Annotated in this window: 22 protein-coding genes; 11 read left to right on the forward strand and 11 right to left on the reverse strand. The window is 38.5% G+C overall.

Features of this window, described 5'->3' with window-relative positions; genetic code table 11:
• Positions 1-129 precede the first annotated feature (129 nt).
• From BW964_RS05380 to BW964_RS05390, 3 genes are all read left to right on the forward strand, one after another.
• Positions 130-732: a 1-acyl-sn-glycerol-3-phosphate acyltransferase gene (locus BW964_RS05380; RefSeq protein WP_076505312.1), complete on the forward strand. Its 603-nt coding sequence runs from the start codon at positions 130-132 to the stop codon at positions 730-732.
• 79 nt (positions 733-811) lie between these two features.
• Positions 812-1,243, forward strand: a complete 432-nt coding sequence (locus BW964_RS05385; protein WP_076505314.1) for a PaaI family thioesterase — start codon at positions 812-814, stop codon at positions 1,241-1,243.
• A 397-nt stretch (positions 1,244-1,640) separates the two neighbouring features.
• Positions 1,641-2,606: a chorismate-binding protein gene (locus BW964_RS05390; RefSeq protein ID WP_076505316.1), complete on the forward strand. Its 966-nt coding sequence runs from the start codon at positions 1,641-1,643 to the stop codon at positions 2,604-2,606.
• 419 nt (positions 2,607-3,025) lie between these two features.
• Here the strand turns inward: BW964_RS05390 and BW964_RS05395 are convergent, their stop codons facing one another.
• From BW964_RS05395 to BW964_RS05445, 11 genes are all read right to left on the reverse strand, one after another.
• Positions 3,026-3,220, reverse strand: a complete 195-nt coding sequence (locus BW964_RS05395; RefSeq protein ID WP_034728849.1) for a hypothetical protein — start codon at positions 3,218-3,220, stop codon at positions 3,026-3,028.
• Positions 3,221-3,225: 5 nt separating this feature from the next.
• Positions 3,226-3,828 (reverse strand): MarC family protein, encoded by a 603-nt coding sequence (locus tag BW964_RS05400; protein ID WP_034728847.1) that lies wholly within the window; start codon positions 3,826-3,828, stop codon positions 3,226-3,228.
• 44 nt (positions 3,829-3,872) lie between these two features.
• Complete coding sequence (locus BW964_RS05405; protein ID WP_076505318.1) at positions 3,873-5,612, reverse strand: BatD family protein; 1,740 nt, start codon at positions 5,610-5,612, stop codon at positions 3,873-3,875.
• On the reverse strand, positions 5,612-6,361 hold the full coding sequence (locus BW964_RS05410; protein ID WP_076505319.1) for a tetratricopeptide repeat protein: 750 nt from the start codon (positions 6,359-6,361) through the stop codon (positions 5,612-5,614). Before BW964_RS05410 ends, BW964_RS05405 begins: the two co-directional genes overlap by 1 nt.
• Positions 6,362-6,463: 102 nt before the next feature.
• The gene (locus BW964_RS05415; RefSeq protein ID WP_076505321.1) at positions 6,464-7,471 is read right to left on the reverse strand and encodes a vWA domain-containing protein; all 1,008 of its coding nucleotides are present in this window, start codon (positions 7,469-7,471) and stop codon (positions 6,464-6,466) included.
• A complete protein-coding gene (locus BW964_RS05420; protein WP_076505322.1) occupies positions 7,471-8,463 on the reverse strand; it encodes a VWA domain-containing protein in 993 nt (330 codons plus the stop codon). Before BW964_RS05420 ends, BW964_RS05415 begins: the two co-directional genes overlap by 1 nt.
• A complete protein-coding gene (locus tag BW964_RS05425) occupies positions 8,456-9,352 on the reverse strand; it encodes a BatD family protein (RefSeq protein WP_076505324.1) in 897 nt (298 codons plus the stop codon). Before BW964_RS05425 ends, BW964_RS05420 begins: the two co-directional genes overlap by 8 nt.
• Positions 9,353-9,396: 44 nt before the next feature.
• On the reverse strand, positions 9,397-10,260 hold the full coding sequence (locus tag BW964_RS05430; RefSeq protein WP_076505490.1) for a DUF58 domain-containing protein: 864 nt from the start codon (positions 10,258-10,260) through the stop codon (positions 9,397-9,399).
• Positions 10,261-10,334: 74 nt separating this feature from the next.
• Positions 10,335-10,793 (reverse strand): GNAT family N-acetyltransferase, encoded by a 459-nt coding sequence (locus BW964_RS05435; RefSeq protein ID WP_076505325.1) that lies wholly within the window; start codon positions 10,791-10,793, stop codon positions 10,335-10,337.
• On the reverse strand, positions 10,793-11,797 hold the full coding sequence (locus tag BW964_RS05440; RefSeq protein WP_073333095.1) for an AAA family ATPase: 1,005 nt from the start codon (positions 11,795-11,797) through the stop codon (positions 10,793-10,795). The genes BW964_RS05435 and BW964_RS05440 overlap by 1 nt, the downstream gene beginning before the upstream one ends.
• 296 nt (positions 11,798-12,093) lie before the next feature.
• Positions 12,094-13,389 carry a hypothetical protein gene (locus tag BW964_RS05445; protein WP_123912024.1) on the reverse strand — a complete coding sequence of 432 codons (1,296 nt, stop codon included), beginning with the start codon at positions 13,387-13,389 and terminating at the stop codon, positions 12,094-12,096.
• Positions 13,390-13,524: 135 nt separating this feature from the next.
• Between BW964_RS05445 and BW964_RS05450 the strand changes: the two genes are divergently transcribed.
• From BW964_RS05450 to BW964_RS05485, 8 genes are all read left to right on the forward strand, one after another.
• The gene (locus BW964_RS05450; RefSeq protein ID WP_076505328.1) at positions 13,525-14,859 is read left to right on the forward strand and encodes a peptide-N-glycosidase F-related protein; all 1,335 of its coding nucleotides are present in this window, start codon (positions 13,525-13,527) and stop codon (positions 14,857-14,859) included.
• 273 nt (positions 14,860-15,132) lie between these two features.
• Entirely contained in the window at positions 15,133-15,603 is a 471-nt protein-coding gene (locus tag BW964_RS05455; RefSeq protein WP_034728833.1) for a DinB family protein, read from the forward strand.
• A gap of 7 nt (positions 15,604-15,610) precedes the next feature.
• Positions 15,611-16,180: a hypothetical protein gene (locus tag BW964_RS05460; RefSeq protein ID WP_076505330.1), complete on the forward strand. Its 570-nt coding sequence runs from the start codon at positions 15,611-15,613 to the stop codon at positions 16,178-16,180.
• Positions 16,181-16,204: 24 nt separating this feature from the next.
• Positions 16,205-16,969: a 23S rRNA (guanosine(2251)-2'-O)-methyltransferase RlmB gene (rlmB, locus tag BW964_RS05465; protein ID WP_394333895.1), complete on the forward strand. Its 765-nt coding sequence runs from the start codon at positions 16,205-16,207 to the stop codon at positions 16,967-16,969.
• Between the two features lie 101 nt (positions 16,970-17,070).
• Complete coding sequence (locus tag BW964_RS05470) at positions 17,071-18,120, forward strand: DUF6263 family protein (protein WP_076505491.1); 1,050 nt, start codon at positions 17,071-17,073, stop codon at positions 18,118-18,120.
• Between the two features lie 159 nt (positions 18,121-18,279).
• Positions 18,280-18,510, forward strand: coding sequence for a hypothetical protein (locus BW964_RS05475; protein ID WP_076505334.1), 231 nt, complete (start codon positions 18,280-18,282; stop codon positions 18,508-18,510).
• Positions 18,511-18,540: 30 nt separating this feature from the next.
• On the forward strand, positions 18,541-21,081 hold the full coding sequence (locus BW964_RS05480) for a YfhO family protein (protein WP_076505336.1): 2,541 nt from the start codon (positions 18,541-18,543) through the stop codon (positions 21,079-21,081).
• A gap of 119 nt (positions 21,082-21,200) precedes the next feature.
• On the forward strand, positions 21,201-22,502 hold the full coding sequence (locus BW964_RS05485) for a glycosyltransferase family protein (protein WP_076505338.1): 1,302 nt from the start codon (positions 21,201-21,203) through the stop codon (positions 22,500-22,502).
• Positions 22,503-22,609 lie beyond the last annotated feature (107 nt).

Genomic DNA, 22,609 nt, shown 5'->3' on the forward strand with positions numbered 1-22,609 from the left:
GTTGCATTAGAAATTGTAATGAAAATCGTAGATTTAATCAGCGGTTTGTTTTAAGAGCGATAATATTTCAATATATTTGTAAAGTATAACCTGTTTGGTTATACTTTTTTGTTTTTAATCTAAAGATATATGAGAAAACTGATAGGTAAATTAATGTTAAAGCTGTTGGGCTGGAAAGTTGTTTTACAGGGCGATGCAAAAAGCTTAGACCGATGTATCCTTGTGGTAGCACCCCACACCCACAACATGGAATATCTATTGGGAAATCTTGCCTACTGGTCTCTGGGGAAACCACTTAAAATCATCATCAAAGATGCCCACACCAAAGCGTGGTACGGAAGTGTTGTAAGAGGATTGGGCGGAATCGGGATCGACAGAACACAGAAAAATGATCTGGTAAGTTTTGTAGCCAAACAGTTTGCAAAAGAAGATTTCAGTCTCGTAATCACCCCCGAAGGAACAAGAAGCTGGGTTCCGAAATGGAGAAAAGGATTTTATCATATGGCATTAGCCGCAAAAGTGCCTATTGTTCTTGCTGCCGGTGATTTTAAAAGAAATATCGTTTATCTTGGCTACACCATTCCGTATGAGAGAATTGCTTCTGCTTCTTTTTCAGAGATTATGGAGGAAATCCAGGAGTATTATATTAAAAATGACATCGGACCTAAAATTCCTGCCAACTGGAACCCGAATATTATGGGAACAGGCAGTGAGGAAGAAGTTAGAAGTTAGAAGTTAGAAGTTAGTGAAAATACTATGATTCAATGACTTACTATTTATCATTCATCAATTATCATTTATCAATTATAAAATGAAAGGTCAGACTAAAGAAGAACTCCTTACGTTTTTAAACAACTGGGGAAACGATGTCACATTAGCTAAAACACTTGAAATACAATTCATCGACATCGATGTTGACAATGAAACGTTAACTGCGACTATGCCTGTTCAGCCAAAGGTACACCAGCCTTTTGGAATTCTGCATGGAGGAGCAAGCTGTGTACTGGCCGAAACGCTGGGATCAAGCCTATCCAATATTTTTATAGACGGCAGTAAATATTACGGTGTAGGAACAAATATCAATTCCAACCACCTTAAAAGTAAAAAAGACGGAATTGTAACCGCTACAGCCCGTTTTATCAGAAAAGGAAAGACCATGCATGTTTCAGAAATTGAAATCAGGGATGAAAAAGGTACGCTCATCAATCATACTACGATGACGAACAACATTCTTCTGAGATAGTTTTAAAACATCAGCCCAAAATAAAAAGACTCAAAAAAAATTGAGTCTTTTTTTATATACTTGCTGCAACCTTTTTCTTTTTTATCATCTTATAAGAAAACAGCAACCATGAAAACCCTTTTTTTACCATAGTTACTTTTATTATTGGCCCTCTCATGCCGTGATAATGATCCTGAACTTCTTGAAAAGCAATCAGCATCTTATGATGTTTACCCTGGTGGCATAAACTTTTATCTCCGGAGTATCAGGAATACAAATTGAGCAATATTTCGCTAAAAAACACTGCTTTTAATTTTGACATTTTTAAGACTAATAATACCTTTGCCGAAAGGAAAATCAACCTGGGAATTTCCTATACTATTTCCGGGTGGTGATTTTCTAAATCTATCCAAAGCTCATGATTTATTTCAAACTTCCTTTCGACGATACAGTCTATTCAACAGATCAAAAACAAAATGGAGAATCCATCAGTTTTCACTCTTTTGATCTGTTAAGGCAGATCGGTTTTGAAGGAAACATCATTGAAGCTTCGGAACCATTTGAACAAAAAGAAATGACCAGTGAAATACTTTTGAAAGATGAAAGTCATTTCAAGGCAGAGACCAAAGAGGAATATACCAATACTCTTCATGACGTCATTGAGGTCATCAAAAACCATGACCTTCCTAAACTGGTGTACTCAAGAAGAAAGATCTTCAGGGATTTTAGCGGTATTGATTATAAAGAAAGCTTTAAAAAGCTTTGTATTGCGTATCCCAACGCATTCAGATACATCTTTAATGATGGAGAGAATGCCTGGATGGGGGCTTTTTCGGAGACCCTCGGGAAATTCAATAAAAAGACCCATGAATTTGAAACCATGAGCCTTGCCGGAACACTTCCTGTATCTGAGGAATGGACAGAAAAGGAAATTGAAGAACAAAAACCCGTGACCTCTTACATCAAAGACCTGCTTGAAAATTATTCTGAGGACCTACAGATGTCGGAAACCTACGATCATATATCAGGAAACATCAAACACCTCAGAACAGACTTCAAAGCCCGTATACAGCCTGAGGATCTCGACAATCTCATCCATGACCTCCATCCTACTCCGGCAGTCTGCGGAATTCCAAAGGACTTCTGCAAAAAGAGCATTCAGCAATTTGAGAAATTCCCCCGGGAATTCTATGCCGGCTTTATTAAAGTGGAAACAGATGAATGGGTGATGTACTTTGTGAATCTAAGATGTGCCCGACTTTATAAAGATTCAGTACACGTTTTTGTAGGCGGCGGAATAACGGCGCAAAGCGATGCGGAAAAAGAATGGCGTGAAACAGAGCTGAAATCGGAGGCTGTTTTAAAGAATCTTGTGGTTTCTTAGGGTGAAATGCAGCACCCACCTAGGGCTTCTCCTTATATTTTCGAATTTACCCTTAGTTTCACACGTGATACACTGATGGAGGCACGGAGGCACTCAAAGGGATCAGCTGCAAAACTTGAGGAAGAGATGATTTTTTGTTTACGCAAAGTGCTATGAAAAGTGCTTTTGAGCTGGAGCAGGCAAAGAGTTCAACTTCGTCTCTGATAAAGCTTCCGGATAGAGCCTGCTTAATTGAATCAATGAAATTGATTCCGCCTTTGCTTCCCTTTATTATAGTGTAATCAATTTCTTTCCGTTAAAAAAAACGTATCCGCTCACGAAGTTTTGAAATTGATACACTCGAAGCCACCAGTAGTAAAAACAAAAAACCTCCTTCTGACGAAAGAGGTTTTACTATATAGAATAATGTGATTCTGAAATTACTTCTTCACTCCAATTCTGCTCCAGGTATCCAGGACAAAAAGCAAAATCAAACCGAGAACTGCTGAAGCGATTGAAAATACAAACTTCAGGTTATCTTCTGATAAAAGATCCGTCTGCCAGTCTAATGCATAAAGATTGATGGCAATGAAAACGATAAACACAACTAGAAATACTTTATAAAACTTCTGCATGATTCTTAAAAATTAATATAGTTCTGCACCAATTGGGCAAAGTTAGCGGTGAATAATTTTATTGAAATAGCTAAAAGGATGATTCCGAAAACCTTCTGAAGAATAGACAAGGTAGCCTCTCCCATTCTGTTTTCCAGCCATTTTGCTGATTTCAGCACCAAATATACGAAAATTGTATTGAGAACGATTCCTAAAATAATATTAATGTCATGAAATTCAGCTCTGAGGGACAGTGTAGTGGTCAGCGTACCGGCTCCTGCTACCAGCGGAAATGCAATAGGAACAATGGATGCGGCCTTTGCTTCGGTAGTTTTGTTGATTTCGATTCCAAGAATCATTTCAAGTGCTATGATAAAAATCACAAAAGCTCCGGCAATGGCAAATGAATTCACATCTACTCCAATAAGCTTAAGGATTTTATTTCCTACGAATAGAAAAACGATCATGATCACTCCGGCAGTTATCGATGCCTTTCCGGCCTCAATCTGTCCAAATTTCTGCTGAAGGCTCACCACAATGGGAACAGAACCGATAATATCGATCACGGCAAAAAGAACCATAAAGCAGGTAACGATCTCTTTAATAGAGAAATCATTAAATATTTCCATCTCTTTGTAATTAATAATTTCGCAAAAATATGAAAAAAAAGTGATTATTTGCTAATTCGTGAATACAAATTAACAACTGCTTTTAAAAGTTCCTCCATTCCTTCCGCTGATTTCAATGGTGAGTATTTCTCCATTTGAATCCGTTGTGATAAATTTCTGTATTCCTCAGCAACAGAAGATCCTTTATCACTTTCCAGAAGTGTTCTGAAATCATCTGAAGCGCTTTGCAAATACTGTTTTCTTACTTCCAGATCCATTTCCTCCAAAGTATCAAAGAACTTTTCGTAATCTCCGTTATCTTTAAGATTTTCAAGATAGCTGAAATAATCGTTGATGTCTGTTTTTAATGTTTCACGAATTTCTTTTTCTGTTTCAGCCACAGACCCAAGCGGTTTCGGAGATGTTGTTTCTCTAACTAACGCTCGTTTTTTTTGCCAAGTTTTAAATAACAGATAGATAACAAACAACCCTACAAGAATAGCAATATTGGTTAAAAGAATATTCCAGTGAAACTTACTTTTTTCCTTTACCTTAAATGTTGTGGTCTTCAGAACAGGCGTGTTGACCGTTTCTAAAAGGGTATTCGTATATTCGTTTACTTTTTCAACCGTAGTACGGGATTCCAGAATTTGATCATGTGAAAAGGCATTAACGGCAAGGGTTTTCTGTCCCAGGTCTACATATTCACGACTAGCCGGATCAAAAAAGGCAAACTGCTCGGTTTGGATTGAAATAGGCCCTGCTTTTTTAGGGATCACTACATAGTTTGCAAAAATTTCACCTTTCATTCCTGTAGTTCCCGGAGCCACTTTAGAAGTGATTTTTGGACTAAAAACTTCATAATCCGGAGATGAAATAATCTTTGGCAGATACATATCCGGAAGGTTTCCTTCTCCTGATACTTTCACTATTACATGAATGGGTTTTTCAACCTCTATTTTATCTTTTGATGCATTATAGACATTCACACTGAAATTCCCGACTGCATTTTTAAAATACTCAGGGGATCCCTCAGGAAGTTTTTTTACATTCAGTTTTACTCTGTTGGATACAATTTTATTTTTGTTGGAATACGAACTTACCGATGCGGACACAGACGGAACATCAACATATCCTGCTTCATTAGGAAAGACCATGAATACAGCTACAATCTGGGAAGCCATATTTCCTGCTCCTGAAGGATCAATCTCCGATTTCGTGAAGCTTATAGGATGAACGTTAATATTATCCTGATGGGGAAGACGGACATCTTTTACCTTTCTGAAGTTGTCCATGTTTTTAGAATAAACCCTTAATACAGCAACCGTAGGCTGATCCTGATAGACCTCGCGATCTTCTATCTCCATGTTCAGATACATCTCGCTGGAAATATTCGTGGCAAGAGATCTCTTTTCAATGATATCTTTTATATTGACGTCAAAAGGCTCTGTCTTGTAGATTTTATTATTAACTGTTACCAGTACGGAACCTATTTTGATTTTCCCTTTTTTCTTGGGTTCAAGAGCAATTCTGGATACTTTCTGAGTAACAAGGGTATTGGTTGCCGGATCAATCAGTGTATTGGTTACCGATCCGCTTCCGATAATAGTAAATTTTGAAAGATCGGGAAGCTGAAAACGGGTCTGCGGCTCTAGATCCACCCCATTCAGTTCAAGAACAATCGTAAGATTTACTATATCCTTTCCATTGTACTCTGCTTTATCAGATTCCATAAACAGGTTAACCTGTCCGTAAGAAATTACGGAGGCAAGAATGAATAATATGTAAATTAATTTCTGCTGCATCACCAATCTTTTTCGTTGCTCTGGGGCACCGAATAAGAATTCTTGTTTAAGATTTTTCTGGCGGTTTCTTTTTCTTTTTCGCTTACTTTATCTAAGATGGCATTTTCAAGGTTCTTAGGCATTTTTCCTTCATCATTCTGGTCCTGCTTTGGAGTATCTCCTTTTTCACTCTTCCCTTCTTCCTGCTGCCCACTGCCCTGATCATTCTTCTGATCTTTTTTGTCGCCTTTCTGATCATCATTTTTATTCTGATCATCACCGCCACCGCCTTTTCCTGAGTTTTTCTGCTCGTTTTTTTGCTGCTGCTCTTTTTCCTTTTCTTTCAGCTTGGCAATTTCATAATTCTTTCGGGTCGCTTCATTGTAAGGATTCTGCTTCAGAGCCTGCTTATAATAATCAGCCGCTTTTTCAGGCTGGTTCATCTGCATATAGGTATTTCCAAGGTTATGAAGAGCGGCTGTTTTATCAGGCAAGGTCTGAGAAAGCTTTTGTGCTTTGTCAAACTCTGCTTTAGCCTCTTCATATTTCTTGCTTTTATACAATGCGTTTCCAAGGTTATAATGCGCTGTAAAATCTTTATCATTGGTTTTTACAGCCTCCATATATTTAGAGGACGCTCCGTCATAGTCTTTACCATTGAATTTCTGATTACCTTCATACACTAAAGTTCTATAGTTTTCCTGCCCAAAAACTACGCTTGAGAATGAGAAAGCAATAAGAAACGATAAAAAAATGATTTTAGTATTCATTAACTGCAAAATTATTCGTTTATATGTTAATAAACAGACTTCTATTTGTTAAAGTTCGGTTAAAGTATTTATTTAAAATCTTGATAGACAAAGTATCCGACATTATACATTGAAATCTTTTTTCGGGTTCAATATATAAATTAAAAAAAAGAAGAAAATAGAGACGATCAAAAAATACTGATAATAATGATTGGCATTCTGGGACCTTACCAACGTCTGTGCAGACGAAGATTTTTTGCTCATGGCATCAATGATCTTATCAGGTGCTTCATTAACATTATTTCCTTCGACATAATCTCCCCCTGTGGACTCTGCCATCTTTTTAAGAGCTTCCGTTTGTCTCTTGGAGATTACTGTTCCGCCATCCATATCTGTTTTGTAGCCCATCAGCTGTCCGAAAACATATTCAGGTACCGGTGCCCCTTCATCTGTTCCTATTCCTACCGATGTTATGGAAATCCCTTCTTTATTGGCTAGTCTGATGGCTGCATTGTCATTTCCTTCATTGTCTTCCCCATCACTCAGCAGAATCACCTTTCTTGAGCCTTTACTTACATTTTTAAATTTATCCGCCGCCGCCTGCATTCCTTTCAGAAAATCTGTACCCTGGATCTTCATGGAATTGGTTTCTATAGCACTGATGTAGGTTTCCGCAGTACCGTAATCTGTGGTAAGCGGCATAATAGAAACTGCTTCTCCGGCAAAGATCACGATTCCTATTTTATCATTCTTCATCTTCTGCATGGTATTCATCATCAGATTCTTCGCTTCTGCAAGACGGCTCGGATCAATATCCTCCGCATTCATAGAATTGGAGACATCGAGCATAAAGATAACATTATTAAGCCTTTGATTGGTTTTCACCTCTTCCGAACCATTCAGCAGATCAATAATAGAAAATATCAGAAACAGCGTTCCCAAAAGATATAAAGCAGGAAAGAACCTGGTAAATCCTGATCTTTTTTCAAATAAACTCTCATGAAAACGGCTCTCAGCAAAAATCTCCCTTTTCTTCTTTTTCCATTTCAAAAAACGGATCATAAAGGAAGCCAGCAGCGGCAAAAGCAGCAGCAAAAGTAAATACCAGTAATTTCCTAAAGACCAATTCATCAGCTTAAAAATTTATATAACACCCATCGCAGCAACGCATCAAAGAACAGCATTCCTAATGCGATCCAAAGGAAGATTTTAAAATATTCGTCATAATTGTACAGCTTGGAAACTTTCACATCTGATTTTTCCAATTGGTTGATATCATCATAAACCTCCTCCAGACTGCTGTTGGAAGTCGCTCTGAAATACCTGCCGCCCGTCGTTTGTGCTACTTCTTTCAATGTATTTTCATCGATGGTCACTTCTGTTTCCGTGAAAATCAGATCTCCGAAAATATCCTGAGACGTAGGCATCAGCGCAAAGCCGTTTGTTCCGATACCAATCGCGTATACTTTTATATTATTATTCTTAGCCAGTTCTGCAGCCAGCTGTGGAGGTATTGCATTCTGAATATTGCTGACCCCGTCTGTCATCAGGATCACCACTTTGCTTTTAGCTTTGCTTTTGATCAGATGATTGACCGCTACAGAAAGTCCTTCTCCTATGGCTGTTCCCGGTTCAAGACCCGAAGAATTTAGATTTTTAATTTCGTCAATAACGACCTGATGATCTGAAGTCACCGGCACTTTGGTAAATGCTTCTGCTGCATAAGCCACCACGCCTATCCTGTCATTCGGACGTTTCTGTACAAACTTCACCGCAATATCCTTTAATGCCGTAATACGATCCGGATTCAGGTCTTTCGCAAGCATACTCAGGGAAACATCTATAGAAAGCATAATATCTACGCCTTTGGTATCATCTCTGTCCTGAGAAATCGTAAATGTTCTCGGTCTGGCCATCGCAATGATAAGCGCAGAAAGAATGATATATTTTGAGAGTTTAAGCAAAACAAGCACCGCACGGATTCCTCCGCTTTCTTCCATATTCTGGACCGTCGGAACTTTGATTCCCTTCTTTTTCTTTCTGCCGGCATCTTTAATCAATAAAGGAATGAACAGCAAAAAGAGCAGCAGAAACCACGGACTGTAAAATTCAAAATTAAGCATCCTTTCTTAAGTTTTCAAATTCTAAATCTTTTGATGATCTCTTCACAAAATCGCGGATATCTGCAAAATCTTTTTCCATAGTTGCCTGATCAGGGAAGGTTTTGGCAAACTTCACCAGATCTCCTCTTAAAAATACATCTTCCACTATTTTTTCGTTTTCCTGGGAAATCGTGTTATTCTTTTTCATGACGTCAATAAGATCGTCGGTAAGAAGAACATCCGCAGGAAGACGATATTGTGTGGTAATAAAGGTTCTTGATATTTCTATTAACTCCACATAGAAAGAACGGAAATTTCCGCCTTCAATGTATTTTTTCTTTTTCAGGGAATCCAGTTCTTTTAAAGTCTGGTTCGTAGCAACTACGGGTGAGCTTTTCGATTTTCTGCCCCATTTGATGAACATAATGACTGCAATAATCAAAGCGATAACGGCAAGCGCGGCCAGAATATAAAATTTATAAAGCTCCCAGTAATCTTTTGTTTCAAGCTTTACCTCTTTATTGTTCATGATATCATTGATCTGATCGGCCTTTTGGGCAGTATTGATCACATCAATTTCATAGGGAATGGTTTTTAAGATTTTTCCTCCTACACTAAACTCCAGTTCAGGAATAGTGAATTTTCCCTCATCATAGACCGAAAACTCAATTTTTCTTTCATAGAAATTCTGATTTTGTCCTATGCTGTCCTTGATCTCCTCGAAATGAAATGGCAGCAATTCATTTTTAGGAGCAGCAACAACCTGAAGGTCATGAACATTGTCAATTCTAATCATTAAACGATTCACTTCGCCTAAAGCCAAGGTCTTCTTTTCAAGATTGGAAGACAGTATCTGTGAAAAAACACTTCCACAAATAAAAAAAGACAGTATGAATAATATTTTTTTCAATTTCTAATAATAGTAGTTAAGGCCAAAGCCTTTGTTATTTTGGTTTACTTCTTCTGGAAATAATTATACAGTAATTTCGAATAATCAGCACCGGTGTTGACATTCAAAAAACTGGCCGAACTGGTAGCAAAATCTTCTTCCAGAGCACGGACTTTCTGTTTCTGGGCTTCCGCGAAGGTATATCTCCATCTCGCACTGGAAGTATTGGCCCATATTTCTTTTCCCGTTTCAGCATCATGCAAAAGTACATAGCCTACATCAGGAATTTCATTATCTTTTTCGTCATAGATTCTTATACCCAGCAGCTGATGTTTCTTTGAAGCTACCCGAAGCATTTTAGAATCGTAGGTATCTTCAAAATCAGAAAACAGAAAAACCAGAGATTTTCTTTTGAAAATCCCCATCATATATTCCATGGCTTTATCAATCCTGGACACTGCAGGTACATAATCTGCCGTCAGAATATTGCTGATGATCGAAAGAATATGCTTTCTGCCTTTCTGTGGCGGAATGACTTTATACACTTTATCTGCAAACAGGATCAGCCCTACTTTATCATTGTTTCCGGCAGCCGAAAATCCAAGGCTGGCCGCAATTTCTGCTACATATTCTCTTTTCAGCTGGCCTTTGGTACCGTAATCCATGGAAGCTGAAATATCTACGAGAATCATCATTGTCAGCTCTCTTTCTTCTTCCATCACTTTGACGAAAGGCTCACGGAAACGGGCAGTTTTATTCCAGTCGATTCTGCGGATCTCATCACCAAACTGATAGGGACGGACCTCGGAGAAAGTCATTCCCTGACCTTTAAAAGCACTGTGATACTGTCCCATAAGCGAAGCTTCCGTCTTCTTTCGGGTACGGATCTCAATCTGCTTTACTTTCTTTACAATATCTTTTATTTCCATAAATGCGTTGCGGGTTTCGAGATGCAGTGTTTCAGGTATTCCCATTGTCCATTCTAACTTCTCACCTCTAACTTCTAATCTACCAATTCAATTGAAACATTCAGCCATTCATTATCAAATTTCGGGCTGTATTTCTTATAAAAATTAATCGCGGGTTCATTCCAGTTCAGTACCTGAAAAACCATCCCGCTGTACTGGTTAGATTTCCCATGCTCTAAAGTCGCTTCAAACAAAAGTTTTCCGATCTGTTTTCCCCTCATTTTTTCTGTCACTACGAGATCTTCAAGATACAGTCTTCTGCCCTTCCAGGTCGAAAATCTGTCATAATATAAGGAAATCCCTACAATCTCATGGTTGAGTTCAGCAACAAAAGCTCCCCATACCGGAGATACTCCAAAGCCGTCCTCTACAAATTCATCCAGAGTTATCGTCACTTCATGGAGTGCTTTTTCATATTCTGCAAGCTCTCTGATCAGCTCCAGCATGGGAGCACAATCTTCCTGAACCGCTTTTCTGATCATCACCTCACTCATCAGGGTGCCTGAATTTTTGCTAAGATTCTATTGATAATTTCTTCTGATGTAATCTCTTCTGCCTCAGCCTCGAAAGTAAGACCAATTCTGTGCCTTAATACATCCTGAGCCAAAGCTTTTACATCTTCAGGAATAACAAATGCTCTTCCTTTCAGGAATGCATACGTTCTGGATGCTATGGCAAGGTTGATGGATGCTCTTGGTGACGCTCCGAATCCTATATAATTTTTAAGTTCAGAAAGTCCGTAGTTTTCAGGATAACGGGTGGCAAAAACCATATCCAGAATATATTTTTCGATCTTTTCATCCAGATAAATCTGATTGATCAGTTCTTTAGCATCTACAATATCCTGTAATGAGATGACAGGTTTCACAACAGGCTGATGAGAGGTAGAAACCATTCTCATGACCGTTCTTTCATCCTCAAAACTCGGATAATCGATTTTACATTTCAGCATAAAACGGTCGCTCTGAGCTTCAGGTAACAGATAGGTTCCTTCCTGATCAATCGGGTTTTGGGTAGCCAGTACTAGAAATGGTTTTGGAAGCTTCATGGTTTCATCACCGATGGTAACTTGCTTTTCCTGCATTACTTCCAATAGTGCTGATTGTACCTTAGCCGGCGCACGGTTGATCTCATCCGCCAATACGAAATTGGCGAAAACAGGTCCTTTTTTTATGGAAAAATCATTGTCCTTAATATTGAAGATCATCGTTCCTACGACGTCTGCAGGGAGTAAATCCGGTGTAAACTGTATTCTGGAGAATTGTCCGTGAACAGCTTCGGCCAGGGTTTTGATCGCCAGAGTTTTTGCCAGTCCGGGTACTCCTTCCAAAAGAACGTGTCCATTCCCCAAAAGACCTACCAAAAGGCGGTCTATCATGTATTCCTGTCCAATGATCACTTTGTTGATCTCCTGTCTCAGAAGGGAAAATAAGTAGTTTTTTTCTTTTACTTTTTCCGTCAACTGGCGGATATCTTCGGCTTGATATATCTCTGACATAGCTTTAATTAAAATAAGTGGTAAATTTCTGATAAATACTGGCAGCAATCAACATAATGAATGCCATTTTTGAGTTAAAGTTTGTTAAATATTCCGGGATTGGTAAAGCGCTCATCATGATACAAAACAACTTTCACTGTACAAAATCAATTCATACAGTGAAAGTTACGGTAATATTATCTTATAAAACAGTGTGTTAAATGATGAGTTTTGTATGTGAAGGGGTAATTTTGCTTTGCAAGTCAATAATCAATCACCGACGAGTAGTAAGATTCACAATTGCCCATTCACCTTTGTTAAAGCTTGACAATCTTAATGGTAAAAACATTTTCCGGCATATCGACTGTTTCTTCGTAAGCCCCCACATTGATAAAATATTCAGTTCCTGCTGTCGTTGTGAATGTATAGGTTTCTGCGGCGCCACCGCCACCATTATCTACTGCCTGAACGCACACCAGGCTACTGCATGTACCCCTGTATATATCCATCTGAGGATCGTAGGTACTTCCTGAAGGCATTGTTATCCCAACGGTAAACTGTCCACCGTCTCCTGTAAATTTAAACCACGTCCCGTCATTCATTGCGTCGGCACATGAGGTTATGAATCCATTATTATTTGTAGCAGATATTGCATCCATCTGCGTATACTCGTACGGGAAAGCAGATGCCACTAAGGCACCGGAACATTCATCATTTAAAGGAATCGGAGGTATCGTTTTAAACATTAGATCTGCACATCCTGAAGACTCAACACCAGCTGAAACAGCAGCAACTTTTAAATAATAATTGGTATTCGCATTAAGAGGCACTAAAGGTGTAAAATTAGTTCCTGTCACAATCTGCTGATTGATAACATCTGTGCTTCCCGGGCTTGTTCCTAAAGAAACTTTATAGGAGTCCGCTGCCGAAACAGGGAACCATTTGATATTGGGAACCAGAGGAACAGACTGTGCATTATTTAAAGGATAGCTTACCAATGGACATGCGGGAGTAGATCTTGGCGTCAGACCCGAAATAGTAATCGATGATTTATAATCTGCTCTTATTCCACCGGGAGGGAGTGCGGGATCTACAACCATACGGTCCCCTTTGTAATAAAGAGTAGAGTTGGGAGTATAAGCATAAACACGAAAGGCTTCATCAAAATTATTAATGTCAATGCTCTGAGAATTTTCTCGTGCAGCGATGACCAAATCATCCGTATTATTATAAGCAAATGGTGTAGTAAAACTTACGTCTACTCTATTGCTTGTTTTAGTGACGGTACCGGCATATACCTGAGTCAGTTGCGAGACAGGAATCCAGTCTGTACCGGAAGCAAATGCAGTCTTTGATGTATGTCCTATATAAACCGTCCAGTCTGAAGAATCAGCAATAGTCGCTGAAGGATCAATATAAAATGTAAGACCTGTAATGTTTCCTGCAGCATTGGCATTGATCTCCTGTTTAGGATAAAGCTGCTGAACATAAGAATATGAAAAAAAACTACTCACCGGTGCCGTTCCGACAGTTGTACTTCCAATGTTTAAACTGATCTGAGCATTAAACGTTAATGCAGTCGATAACAAAGAGAAAAGTAAAATTTTTTTCATCATTGATTAATTAATATTGAACATTGCGCTAATTTAATGATAAAATTTTAATTTTTCAAAGAAATGTGATTTTTGAATATAAATTATCAATACTTTAAATGAATATTTAATATATTTGTGATAAATACAGACAATATGTATAAAAAAATATTTTTTCTGAATATTTTATTGGCCAGCCTTTTCCATTCACAGACCAATCAGGTGAATGTGATTTCGCAGGCAACCTATTATGATGGTTATGCAGCAACGGTATCGGATCCGGTTCCGGCAGGCCTCATCAGGCTCTCCAATACAAAATATGCCAGAAAACTTACCGACGCAGAGCTCGACTCCTTTAAGGCAAAAATCGCCATGAGGGTAACGATAGGTGCGTTGTGTGACAATTACGATCGCCTGGGAAGTGTTTATCTGGCCATGATACCCAAAAATCAACCTACCTACACCATCAACGATGCCAATGTGAAAAGAATTGAAGTAGGCCGATACATCACCCCGTTTATGAATAAAAACCGCTCTCCTCTTGAGGTACCTTACACTTATGATTTGAGCAATCTGTATAGTGTATTTCATGATACTGGACTCCGCAACACTTATGATATGTATATGGAACTTGATGTTTTTGGTGTTCCTTATGCAGCCCAAACCCAGGTAGCAGGATGTTCCGGCAGAATTGATGTTTTTTCAGGAACTTTAAATTTCTTTTCAACCAATGCGGGCGCCACACCTTCAGACTATAATACCATCGTTCCTATATTGACTTACAACACGCTTAATAACTACAACAACACGGATGTTGCCGGTGAAACGGTAAGGATTGTCAACTTTAACCTTCCTAATCCGGTTACCAATGCGCGTTTCTATGTAATATCTACTCCGCATGGCGCCAACAGTGGCGGTGAAGAATATGTACGAAGACAAAACTACACTTATATGGATAATGTTCAGGTACTCACCTATACTCCGGGAGGAATTTCCTGCGAGCCCTACAGAGTCTATAACACCCAGGGCAATGGAATCTACGGAACGGTTCCTAAAAGTCTTACTGAGTGGACCGCATGGAACAACTGGTGTCCGGGAAATTCTGTTCCTGTCAGAGGGTTTACATTACCCAACATAGCAGCCGGAAATCACACTTTGAAACATACGATCCCGACCGCCGTTTTCAATCAGCAGCAGGGAGATGTTTATTTATCGGTATATATGCAGGGCAAAAGCAGCGCAGTTTTGGATGTCAAGGATATTAAGACTGTAGATGTAAGTATATATCCTAACCCAACTTCTGACTTCGTCAACATAAGATCAAAAGAAGATATAGCATCCATAAGCCTTTTCAGCATCGACGGAAAAAAATTAGCTGAAACCCATAAAGAGAACCGAATCGATCTGTCTCCCTTCAATACAGGAATATATTTCGTTACTATCGTTTTAAAAGATGGAATAACTTTTAAGCATAAAATCATTAAAAAATAAACATTCTCCAATAAAGAGCCGACCACAATCACCCTGAATCATATTCAGATCGTTGGAGTCTAAAAAAGCTAAAAACTCCTTTGAATCATTTTCAGAGGAGTTTTTTTATAATTTGTAAAAACAAAAGACGTTTTTATGGTTTGTATTGACATGAAAACAATAACAATTAACATTTTTTTTCACGATTTAAGAACATTTAATTTAATCCTTGATCCAAAAAATTGTCACTTCCAGTTTATTAGACTATTTTTGGTGATTAAAAAATTTTGTAAAATGAATTATCATTTTCAAGCACACAGACAGGTGAGAAAGAACCTTTTAGGGATCCTGCAGAATACTTCGCACGAAGATCTTTTGCTGATTCCTGACGGTTTCAACAACAATATGTACTGGAATATTGCGCATACAGTGGCTACCCAGCAACTCTTGCATTATTATCTGAGCGGAAATCCTTTCAGAATAGATAAATATTGGATCGAAACCTATAAAAAAGGCACTCTTCCTAACTTGAATGTACAAAAATCGGAAGTGGAAGATCTTGAGTTTTTACTCACCGAAACTTCAAAGATTTTAATGAAAGATTATGACAGTGACTTCTTTTCTGACTACACCCCGTACACCACAAGTTTCGGAATGGATCTGAAAAGTATTCAGGATGCTATTATCTTCAACAATATGCATGAAAGCCTTCATTACGGCTATATCATGGCACAGAAAAGAGCAATATTGGGCGAGAAATATTAATATTTTGATGAAGAAAGTTTTTTTTCCACAGTTCTTCCTTTTAGGTGCACTCGTCATTGGTTTGGTGAGTTGTTCCCCCAAAAGTGATGCTGTAAAAACATCTGCTGGTGACAGCCTTTCAAAACCATCAGAAAGTAGGGTTCCCAAAAATCATCAGCCCGGCATAAAGAGCTCTGACCGTTGGGATGATATTTTCAAATCTCTTCCAAAAGAATGGACGATGCTCACCAAAAAAGACTCAAAATATATCATCTATATTCCGTGTGATTATCAGAACCAGAAAATCATTTTGAGCAATAAAGAAAAATATGCATTAGAACATATCATTGGGCAGGATGCGTATTATTTTCAGATCAAGAATATCAGAAAAGACGGAAATACTTACCTGTTTGAGCTGCAAGAAGAAAATGCAGAAAAAGGACAGGAAAATGTAATGTATACATTGGATATTAAAGACAACCACCAGGCAGTATGGGATGTTTATAATGATGAAAGAAAAATGGCAGCGATCACTACAACAGATTCTCGCTTTGAAAACAGATACAAAACAGTAGAAGAGCCGCCCTGCCTTGAATAAGTTTAACAACAGAAAAAATAAATTTTGACAAACGAAAACAAAAAAGACGATTTCATTTTCGGACTTCGTCCTGTAATAGAAGCCATCGAAGCGGGAAAAACGATTGATAAGATCTTTGTGCAGAATGCACTTCAGGGTCCTATTTATGCTGAGCTGAAGACTATTTTAGCCCAACATAAAATCCGTCCCAACTATGTACCGATTGAAAAACTGAACCGTTTTACAAGAAAAAACCACCAGGGTGTGGTGGCTTTTATTTCTGATGTTCCGTTTCACAGAGTGGAAGACATTGTTCCGCAGTTATTCGAAGAAGGGAAAACGCCTTTCTTGTTGATTCTGGACAGACTTACAGATGTGAGAAACTTCGGAGCGATATGCAGAACAGCAGAGTGTGTAGGCGTAGATGCCATCATTATTCCTGAAAAAGGAGGAGCACCTATCAATTCAGACGCTATCAAAACATCTGCGGGTGCCCTTTACAATATCAAGATCTGTAAGGAACCGAATCTTGCGCACGCAGTAGATTTCCTTCAGCAAAGTGGGATTTCTGTATTTGCAGCGACTGAAAAGGCTCAGAAATTAATCTATGATGTGAATTTTACGGAACCTTGTGCGATTGTCATGGGAAATGAGGAAACCGGAATCTCTAAAGAAGTTATGCATCATTCGGACGAGAAAATAAAACTTCCTATTGAAGGAAAAACCCAGTCTCTCAACGTTTCTGTAGCATGCGGGGCTATCTTGTATGAAGCGGTAAGACAAAAGATCGTTGCCACTGCCACTCTTTAATCAGCGGTCGGGACATAAGTATTTTATCGTGATGTTTTATGGTATCGTTATTGATGCACAGAACAAAATTATCAGTAAAATTTAAACTTAAAAAAATTAAAATGAAAAACGTAGCAGCATTCATGCTCATCTCATCTATAGCTCTTGTTTCTTGTAAAAAAGAAACGGCAACCATCACTAAAGTAGATCCTAAAACAGGGAAAACAGTAACTGTAGAAGTTCCTGCAGACTCTGTGGCTAAAGTAGCTGAAAATCCGGCAATCAAAGATTCTGCGGGTGTTTTCACTCAGACCTTTAAGCTGGAAAAAGGAAAAACGTATCCTCTTACCACGTACCAGAGGGATGTAAAAACGATGGAAGATCCTCAGGGAAAAACGATCACGGCAACCAGCGAATCTACAGACGAGATGAATTTTACCGTCAATGATATCAAAGGTAATGTGTATGATATGACCCTTAATCTTGTGGCAAAAAGAAATTCACAAAGTGCACAGGGCAAAACAGTAATTGTAGATACCAAGCAGGCTATTCCGAAAGAAGATGATCTGAAAATGATCTGGAATATCAACAAAGCGCTTACCGGAAACAAGCTGAACATGAAAATGGATACGAAAGGAAATGTAGTATCTATTACCGGTTTTGATGCTGTTTATACCAAAGTGACCAATGCCGTAGGAACGCTGATCAAAGATGCGAACCAAAAAGCAAGCGTGGTAGCCAGTCTTAAAGAAACTTTTAATGAAAAGGTATTGAAAGACCAGCTTAATAAAAATTTAACGATTATTCCTAAAAAAGGAGTGAAGATCGGTGAAAAGTGGACCACTTCTGAAAATGCTGATGCAAGCGGTAGCGTTAAAGTGACGTCAAACTATATATTGAAAAGTGTAGGAAACGGAACGGCAGAAATTTCAGTAACAGGAGGAATTCCTAAAAAAACTGAAAAGAAAACCCAGGGACCGATCACGCATAGCCTTAGCAGCGAACTTGCTCAGAACGGAACCATTAAGTTTGACCAAAGTACAGGATGGATCACCAACCAGAATATCGATGTAAAAACTACACAGATTGAAACTATTTCAGACGGAAAGCAGTCACAGTCTATGAAAAGTACGTCTAAATCTTCTGTCATGGTCAATCCTTCTGCCAAATAATTGAATTAAAGACGTTTTAGGGTTAGAGTGTTTGAGAGTTAAAGACTATTAGGGTTTGAGCGGGTTGCTGTTTTTAATAGTAACCTTCGGAATCACTAGAAGCTTTGAGTTGTAAACACTGAACTTTAAATCTTAAACTTTGAATTTAAATTAGAAATTATGAAGTACATTCTTGAGTTAGTACTCACAGCTATTATTATGTTCTTTGTCTGGAATATCCTGAGAAGGCTCTTTTTCAAAACTTTTTATAGTTACAGGTTTAACAATAATAAGGACAACCGTAACCAACAGCAGGACCTCAACAGCTCAGATAAGAATAAACAGAACCTCAACTGGGATGCAGAAACCGTTGACTATGAGGAGGTGAAAGAAACCAAAGACAAAAGGTAAAATTCCAAGAAATAAAAGATAATAACCAGCATGGCTAAAAATAAAAACTTAATTTATATTGCAATTTCATTAGTTGTCTTTATAGTTTTAGCATTTTTATACTCCACCCCTGTTTTTTCAGGGAAACAACTTTTTCAACATGATATCGTACAGTACAGAGGAGGCGCAAAAGAGCTCCTGGACTACAGAGCCGATACCGGAAACGAAACCTACTGGAGTGATTCCATGTTTGGCGGGATGCCTACCTATCAGATGGGAAGCCAGTTTAAAGGCGATATCATCAAAAAGATAGACAGCAACCTGAACTTCCTTCCAAGACCGGTTAATTATCTTTTCTTGCTTTTTGCAGGATTTTTCTTCCTTGGAATGGTAGCCGTCAGAAACTGGAAGTATGCTCTATTGGGGGCAACTTTCTTCGGTTTATCTACCTATTTTTATATCATTATTGCGGCCGGGCACAACGGAAAAGTCAATACTATTGAATATTTCGCGCCACTGCTTGCCGGAATTATACTGGTCTATATCCGGAAACAGTACATCTGGGGATTCATTGCAACAACCCTGTTTATGGGGCTTCAGATTGCAGCCAATCATCCGCAGATGACCTATTATCTGTTTCTGGCTTTAGGATTTTTATTCCTCTCCGAATTGGTAAGAGCGATTCAGAAAAAGATCCCGATGAAGCATTTCCTTATTTCATCAGGAATTATCGCTGCTTCATGTGCCATTGGCGTGGGAATGAACTCTCAAAGGATTATGGCCAATTCCGAGTACATCAAAGAAACCGTCCGTGGGAAACAGATCCTGACGAATGACAGTCATACTTCTGGAGAATCAGGATTGGATAAAACCAGTATTCTGATGTGGAGCTACGGAAAACTGGAAACATTGAATCTTTTCATTCCAAGGCTGATGGGGGGCGGAAGCCAGGAACCGGAAGCTAAAGAAATGATGAATAAGGTTCAGGAACTTATCCAGGAAAACGTAGGCTCGCAAGCAGAAATGGACAGGATTTCCAAAGGTTTCAACGGGGTTACCTATTGGGGAGATCAGCCCGGAACTTCGGGCCCTGCTTATCAGGGTGCCGTTGTATGTTTCCTTGCTTTATTAGGATTCTTCTTCGCCTGGAAAAAATACAGGTACTGGATTCTCGGAGCTTCTATCCTGACCGTTTTACTGGCATGGGGAAGCAACTTTATGCCACTGTCTGACTTCTTTATCGACTACGTTCCTTTTTACAGCAAATTCAGAGCCCCTTCTTCCATTCTTGTGGTGGTAGAATTATTATTCCCTCTGATTGCGATTATCGGGATCTACAGGTTCTTTACCGATGAGAAACTGACAGAGGAATACAAAAAGAAAATCCTTATCTATGTAAGTGGTGGAACTTTAGGACTCCTTCTTGTTCTGCTGATTTTTGGAAAATCACTGCTTGGTTTTTATACCGATGGAGAAAAAACATATTTCCCACCTTTCCTGTTGGATTATCTTGCTGATGAGAGATTCAAATTATTCAGAATTGATGCCATAAAGGCACTGATTTACGTAGCTATAACGGCAGCTGTCCTTTTCTTAACGATGAAAAAGAAAATGAGCCAGAATATCGCTTTGATTATTATTGGAGCAGTAAGCTTATTCGATCTCTGGACGGTCAACAAACGTTATCTGAATGATGAGAATTATGTAGACAAAATCTTCGCTGAAAATCCATTCCAGACTGAAGGTTCAGATCTAATGGCTGAAAAAGTTCAGGGAAATCCGAATTTAGAATCTATTTTAGCGAATGTCAACGTGAATAAAACCCTTGAAACGATTGCTGAAAAAGATAAAACACACTATAGAATTTTCAATAATATTTTAGGAACATTCAGTGAGACCAATACGTCTTATTTCAAATCTTCAATCGGAGGTTACCATGCGGTAAAGCTGAGAAGATATGACGACGTGATCAATGAATATTTTCAGGTTATGGACTCTGTGAAAGTACCGAATATTCTTAACCTTCTTAATGCAAAATACTGGGTAATGGGCGGTCCGGACAAGCCTCAGGCAATGCCGAATGCCAAAGCCAACGGAAATGCATGGTTTGTAAGCGATCTGAAATTCGTGAACACTCCTGATGAAGAAATCAAGGCTATCGGGGTTATTGACAGTAAGAAAACAGCCGTTATTGCTGCATCAGACAAACCTTACTTCACCAATAAATCTGTTCAGACAGATTCTACAGCATTTATCAACTTAACCAAATACCAACCGAACGAGCTGGAATTTAAATCTCAGTCTAAGACCCCTCAATTGGCTGTGTTTTCTGAGATCTACTATCCTCATGGATGGAAAGTGCTGGTAGATGAAAAAGAAGTTCCTTATATCAAGGCTGATTATCTTCTGCGTGCGGTACATGTTCCTGCCGGGAACCACAACATCAGAATGGTTTTTGAACCTGAAGTGATTGAAAAAGGTAAATGGCTGTCGCTTTTATGCTTCGGATTATTTATCGCACTGAGTGGATTCGGGATCTTCTGGATGTATAAAAACAAGAAAAGGATCACTTTAACTGAAGAAAAAGCTTAGAACGGAGTTTATACTTAATCATCTTAATTCTTAACGCGGACCTTAATGGTTAAATGTAAAACATTAAGAATTACTTAAGTTGTTAAGACTATTAAGATTCAGATTCAAATCTTCAATTAATGGAACAAAAAAAAATATTGATCATCACCTATTACTGGCCTCCTGCGGGAGGTCCTGGTGTTCAAAGATGGCTGAAGTTTGCCAAATATCTTCCGGAATTTGGCTGGAATCCTGTGATTTACACCCCGGAAAACCCAAGTTATCCCCTACTGGATGAAAGTCTTATGAAAGATATTCCTCAACATCTGGAGATTGTAAAAACCAAGATATGGGAACCTTACCAACTGGCTGAGAAACTGAATAAAAGCAATAAAAAATTCAAAGCCGGGCAATTTGATGTGGGTAAAAATCAGAGCTGGAAATCAAAACTTTCGATCTGGGTAAGAGGAAACTTCTTCATTCCTGATGCCAGGGTATTTTGGGTAAAACCTTCTATCAAATTCTTAGAGCAATATTTAATAGAAAATAAAATCGATGTGGTCGTGACTTCCGGGCCGCCCCACTCTCTTCACATGATTGGTCTCGGACTGAAAAAGAAATTCCCGGAGATGAAATGGATTGCCGATTTCCGTGATCCATGGACAGAGATTTCTTACTATAAACATTTAAAACTCACAAAAAGTTCAGACAGGAAGCACCGTCAGCTGGAAAGTTCCGTTTTTAAAACCGCAGATATTACATTAGCTACAAGCTATACAGACGCAGAAAACTTCAGGAAAGCAGGAGCCAATGCCATTTGTATTACGAATGGTTTTGATGAAAGCGATGCTTCGGCTCCACGAATCGAAACAGCGAACGGACAAGATCGTAAATCTTTCACATTAAGCTATATCGGAGTTCTTGAGCAGTTAAGAAATCCTGAAAATCTATGGAATGTTCTTGATGAGTTAATCACGGAAAATAAAGACTTTGCAGAACAATTTACTTTAAAATTTGCTGGCAGAATTGATGATAAAATTCTACAGTCTATTGAAAATTCAAACTTAAAGAATTGTATCCTGAACTTAGGCTATATTTCTCATGACAAAGCCGTTGAAGAGATGGCTCATTCAGATCTTTTGCTGATCACGAATTTTCCCAATGAATCATCTAAAGGAATTATTCCTGGAAAAATATTTGAATATCTGGCCACCGGAAAGCAAATTATTTCTTTTGGGCCGGATGAAGCTGATGTTTCAAGAATCCTTGCCGAAACTGCTTCCGGAAAACATTTCAGCTACAAAGATTCTAAAGTAATTAAAGATTTTATCCTTGAACAATTTGAGCAATGGAAAAAAGGAGATCTGCTTGAAAACACTCAGAATATAGAGCAGTTCTCAAGAAGAAATCTGACTAGAAAGCTTGCTGAGATTTTGGGTTAAACTAAAAATCCTTGTGATAAGTTTGTTTATTATAATAACGCTCTTAAAAAAGTTAAAATATCTTTGGAATATTAATTCATTGGAAAAAGCAATAGGAAAAAGATAGA

The organism is Chryseobacterium shigense (assembly GCF_900156575.1).
Classification (GTDB): domain Bacteria; phylum Bacteroidota; class Bacteroidia; order Flavobacteriales; family Weeksellaceae; genus Chryseobacterium; species Chryseobacterium shigense.

Coding starts and splice junctions, on each gene's coding strand:
- BW964_RS05485 (WP_076505338.1), top strand. CDS start 21,201: ATGGAACAAAAAAAAATATTGATCATCACCTATTACTGGCCTCCTGCG.
- BW964_RS05385 (WP_076505314.1), top strand. CDS start 812: ATGAAAGGTCAGACTAAAGAAGAACTCCTTACGTTTTTAAACAACTGG.
- BW964_RS05480 (WP_076505336.1), top strand. CDS start 18,541: ATGGCTAAAAATAAAAACTTAATTTATATTGCAATTTCATTAGTTGTC.
- BW964_RS05450 (WP_076505328.1), top strand. CDS start 13,525: ATGTATAAAAAAATATTTTTTCTGAATATTTTATTGGCCAGCCTTTTC.
- BW964_RS05455 (WP_034728833.1), top strand. CDS start 15,133: ATGAATTATCATTTTCAAGCACACAGACAGGTGAGAAAGAACCTTTTA.
- BW964_RS05390 (WP_076505316.1), top strand. CDS start 1,641: ATGATTTATTTCAAACTTCCTTTCGACGATACAGTCTATTCAACAGAT.
- BW964_RS05470 (WP_076505491.1), top strand. CDS start 17,071: ATGAAAAACGTAGCAGCATTCATGCTCATCTCATCTATAGCTCTTGTT.
- BW964_RS05405 (WP_076505318.1), bottom strand. CDS start 5,612: ATGCAGCAGAAATTAATTTACATATTATTCATTCTTGCCTCCGTAATT.
- BW964_RS05420 (WP_076505322.1), bottom strand. CDS start 8,463: ATGCTTAATTTTGAATTTTACAGTCCGTGGTTTCTGCTGCTCTTTTTG.
- BW964_RS05430 (WP_076505490.1), bottom strand. CDS start 10,260: ATGGAAATAAAAGATATTGTAAAGAAAGTAAAGCAGATTGAGATCCGT.
- BW964_RS05400 (WP_034728847.1), bottom strand. CDS start 3,828: ATGGAAATATTTAATGATTTCTCTATTAAAGAGATCGTTACCTGCTTT.
- BW964_RS05410 (WP_076505319.1), bottom strand. CDS start 6,361: ATGAATACTAAAATCATTTTTTTATCGTTTCTTATTGCTTTCTCATTC.
- BW964_RS05445 (WP_123912024.1), bottom strand. CDS start 13,389: ATGAAAAAAATTTTACTTTTCTCTTTGTTATCGACTGCATTAACGTTT.
- BW964_RS05395 (WP_034728849.1), bottom strand. CDS start 3,220: ATGCAGAAGTTTTATAAAGTATTTCTAGTTGTGTTTATCGTTTTCATT.
- BW964_RS05435 (WP_076505325.1), bottom strand. CDS start 10,793: ATGAGTGAGGTGATGATCAGAAAAGCGGTTCAGGAAGATTGTGCTCCC.
- BW964_RS05475 (WP_076505334.1), top strand. CDS start 18,280: ATGAAGTACATTCTTGAGTTAGTACTCACAGCTATTATTATGTTCTTT.
- BW964_RS05415 (WP_076505321.1), bottom strand. CDS start 7,471: ATGAATTGGTCTTTAGGAAATTACTGGTATTTACTTTTGCTGCTGCTT.
- BW964_RS05380 (WP_076505312.1), top strand. CDS start 130: ATGAGAAAACTGATAGGTAAATTAATGTTAAAGCTGTTGGGCTGGAAA.
- BW964_RS05460 (WP_076505330.1), top strand. CDS start 15,611: ATGAAGAAAGTTTTTTTTCCACAGTTCTTCCTTTTAGGTGCACTCGTC.
- BW964_RS05440 (WP_073333095.1), bottom strand. CDS start 11,797: ATGTCAGAGATATATCAAGCCGAAGATATCCGCCAGTTGACGGAAAAA.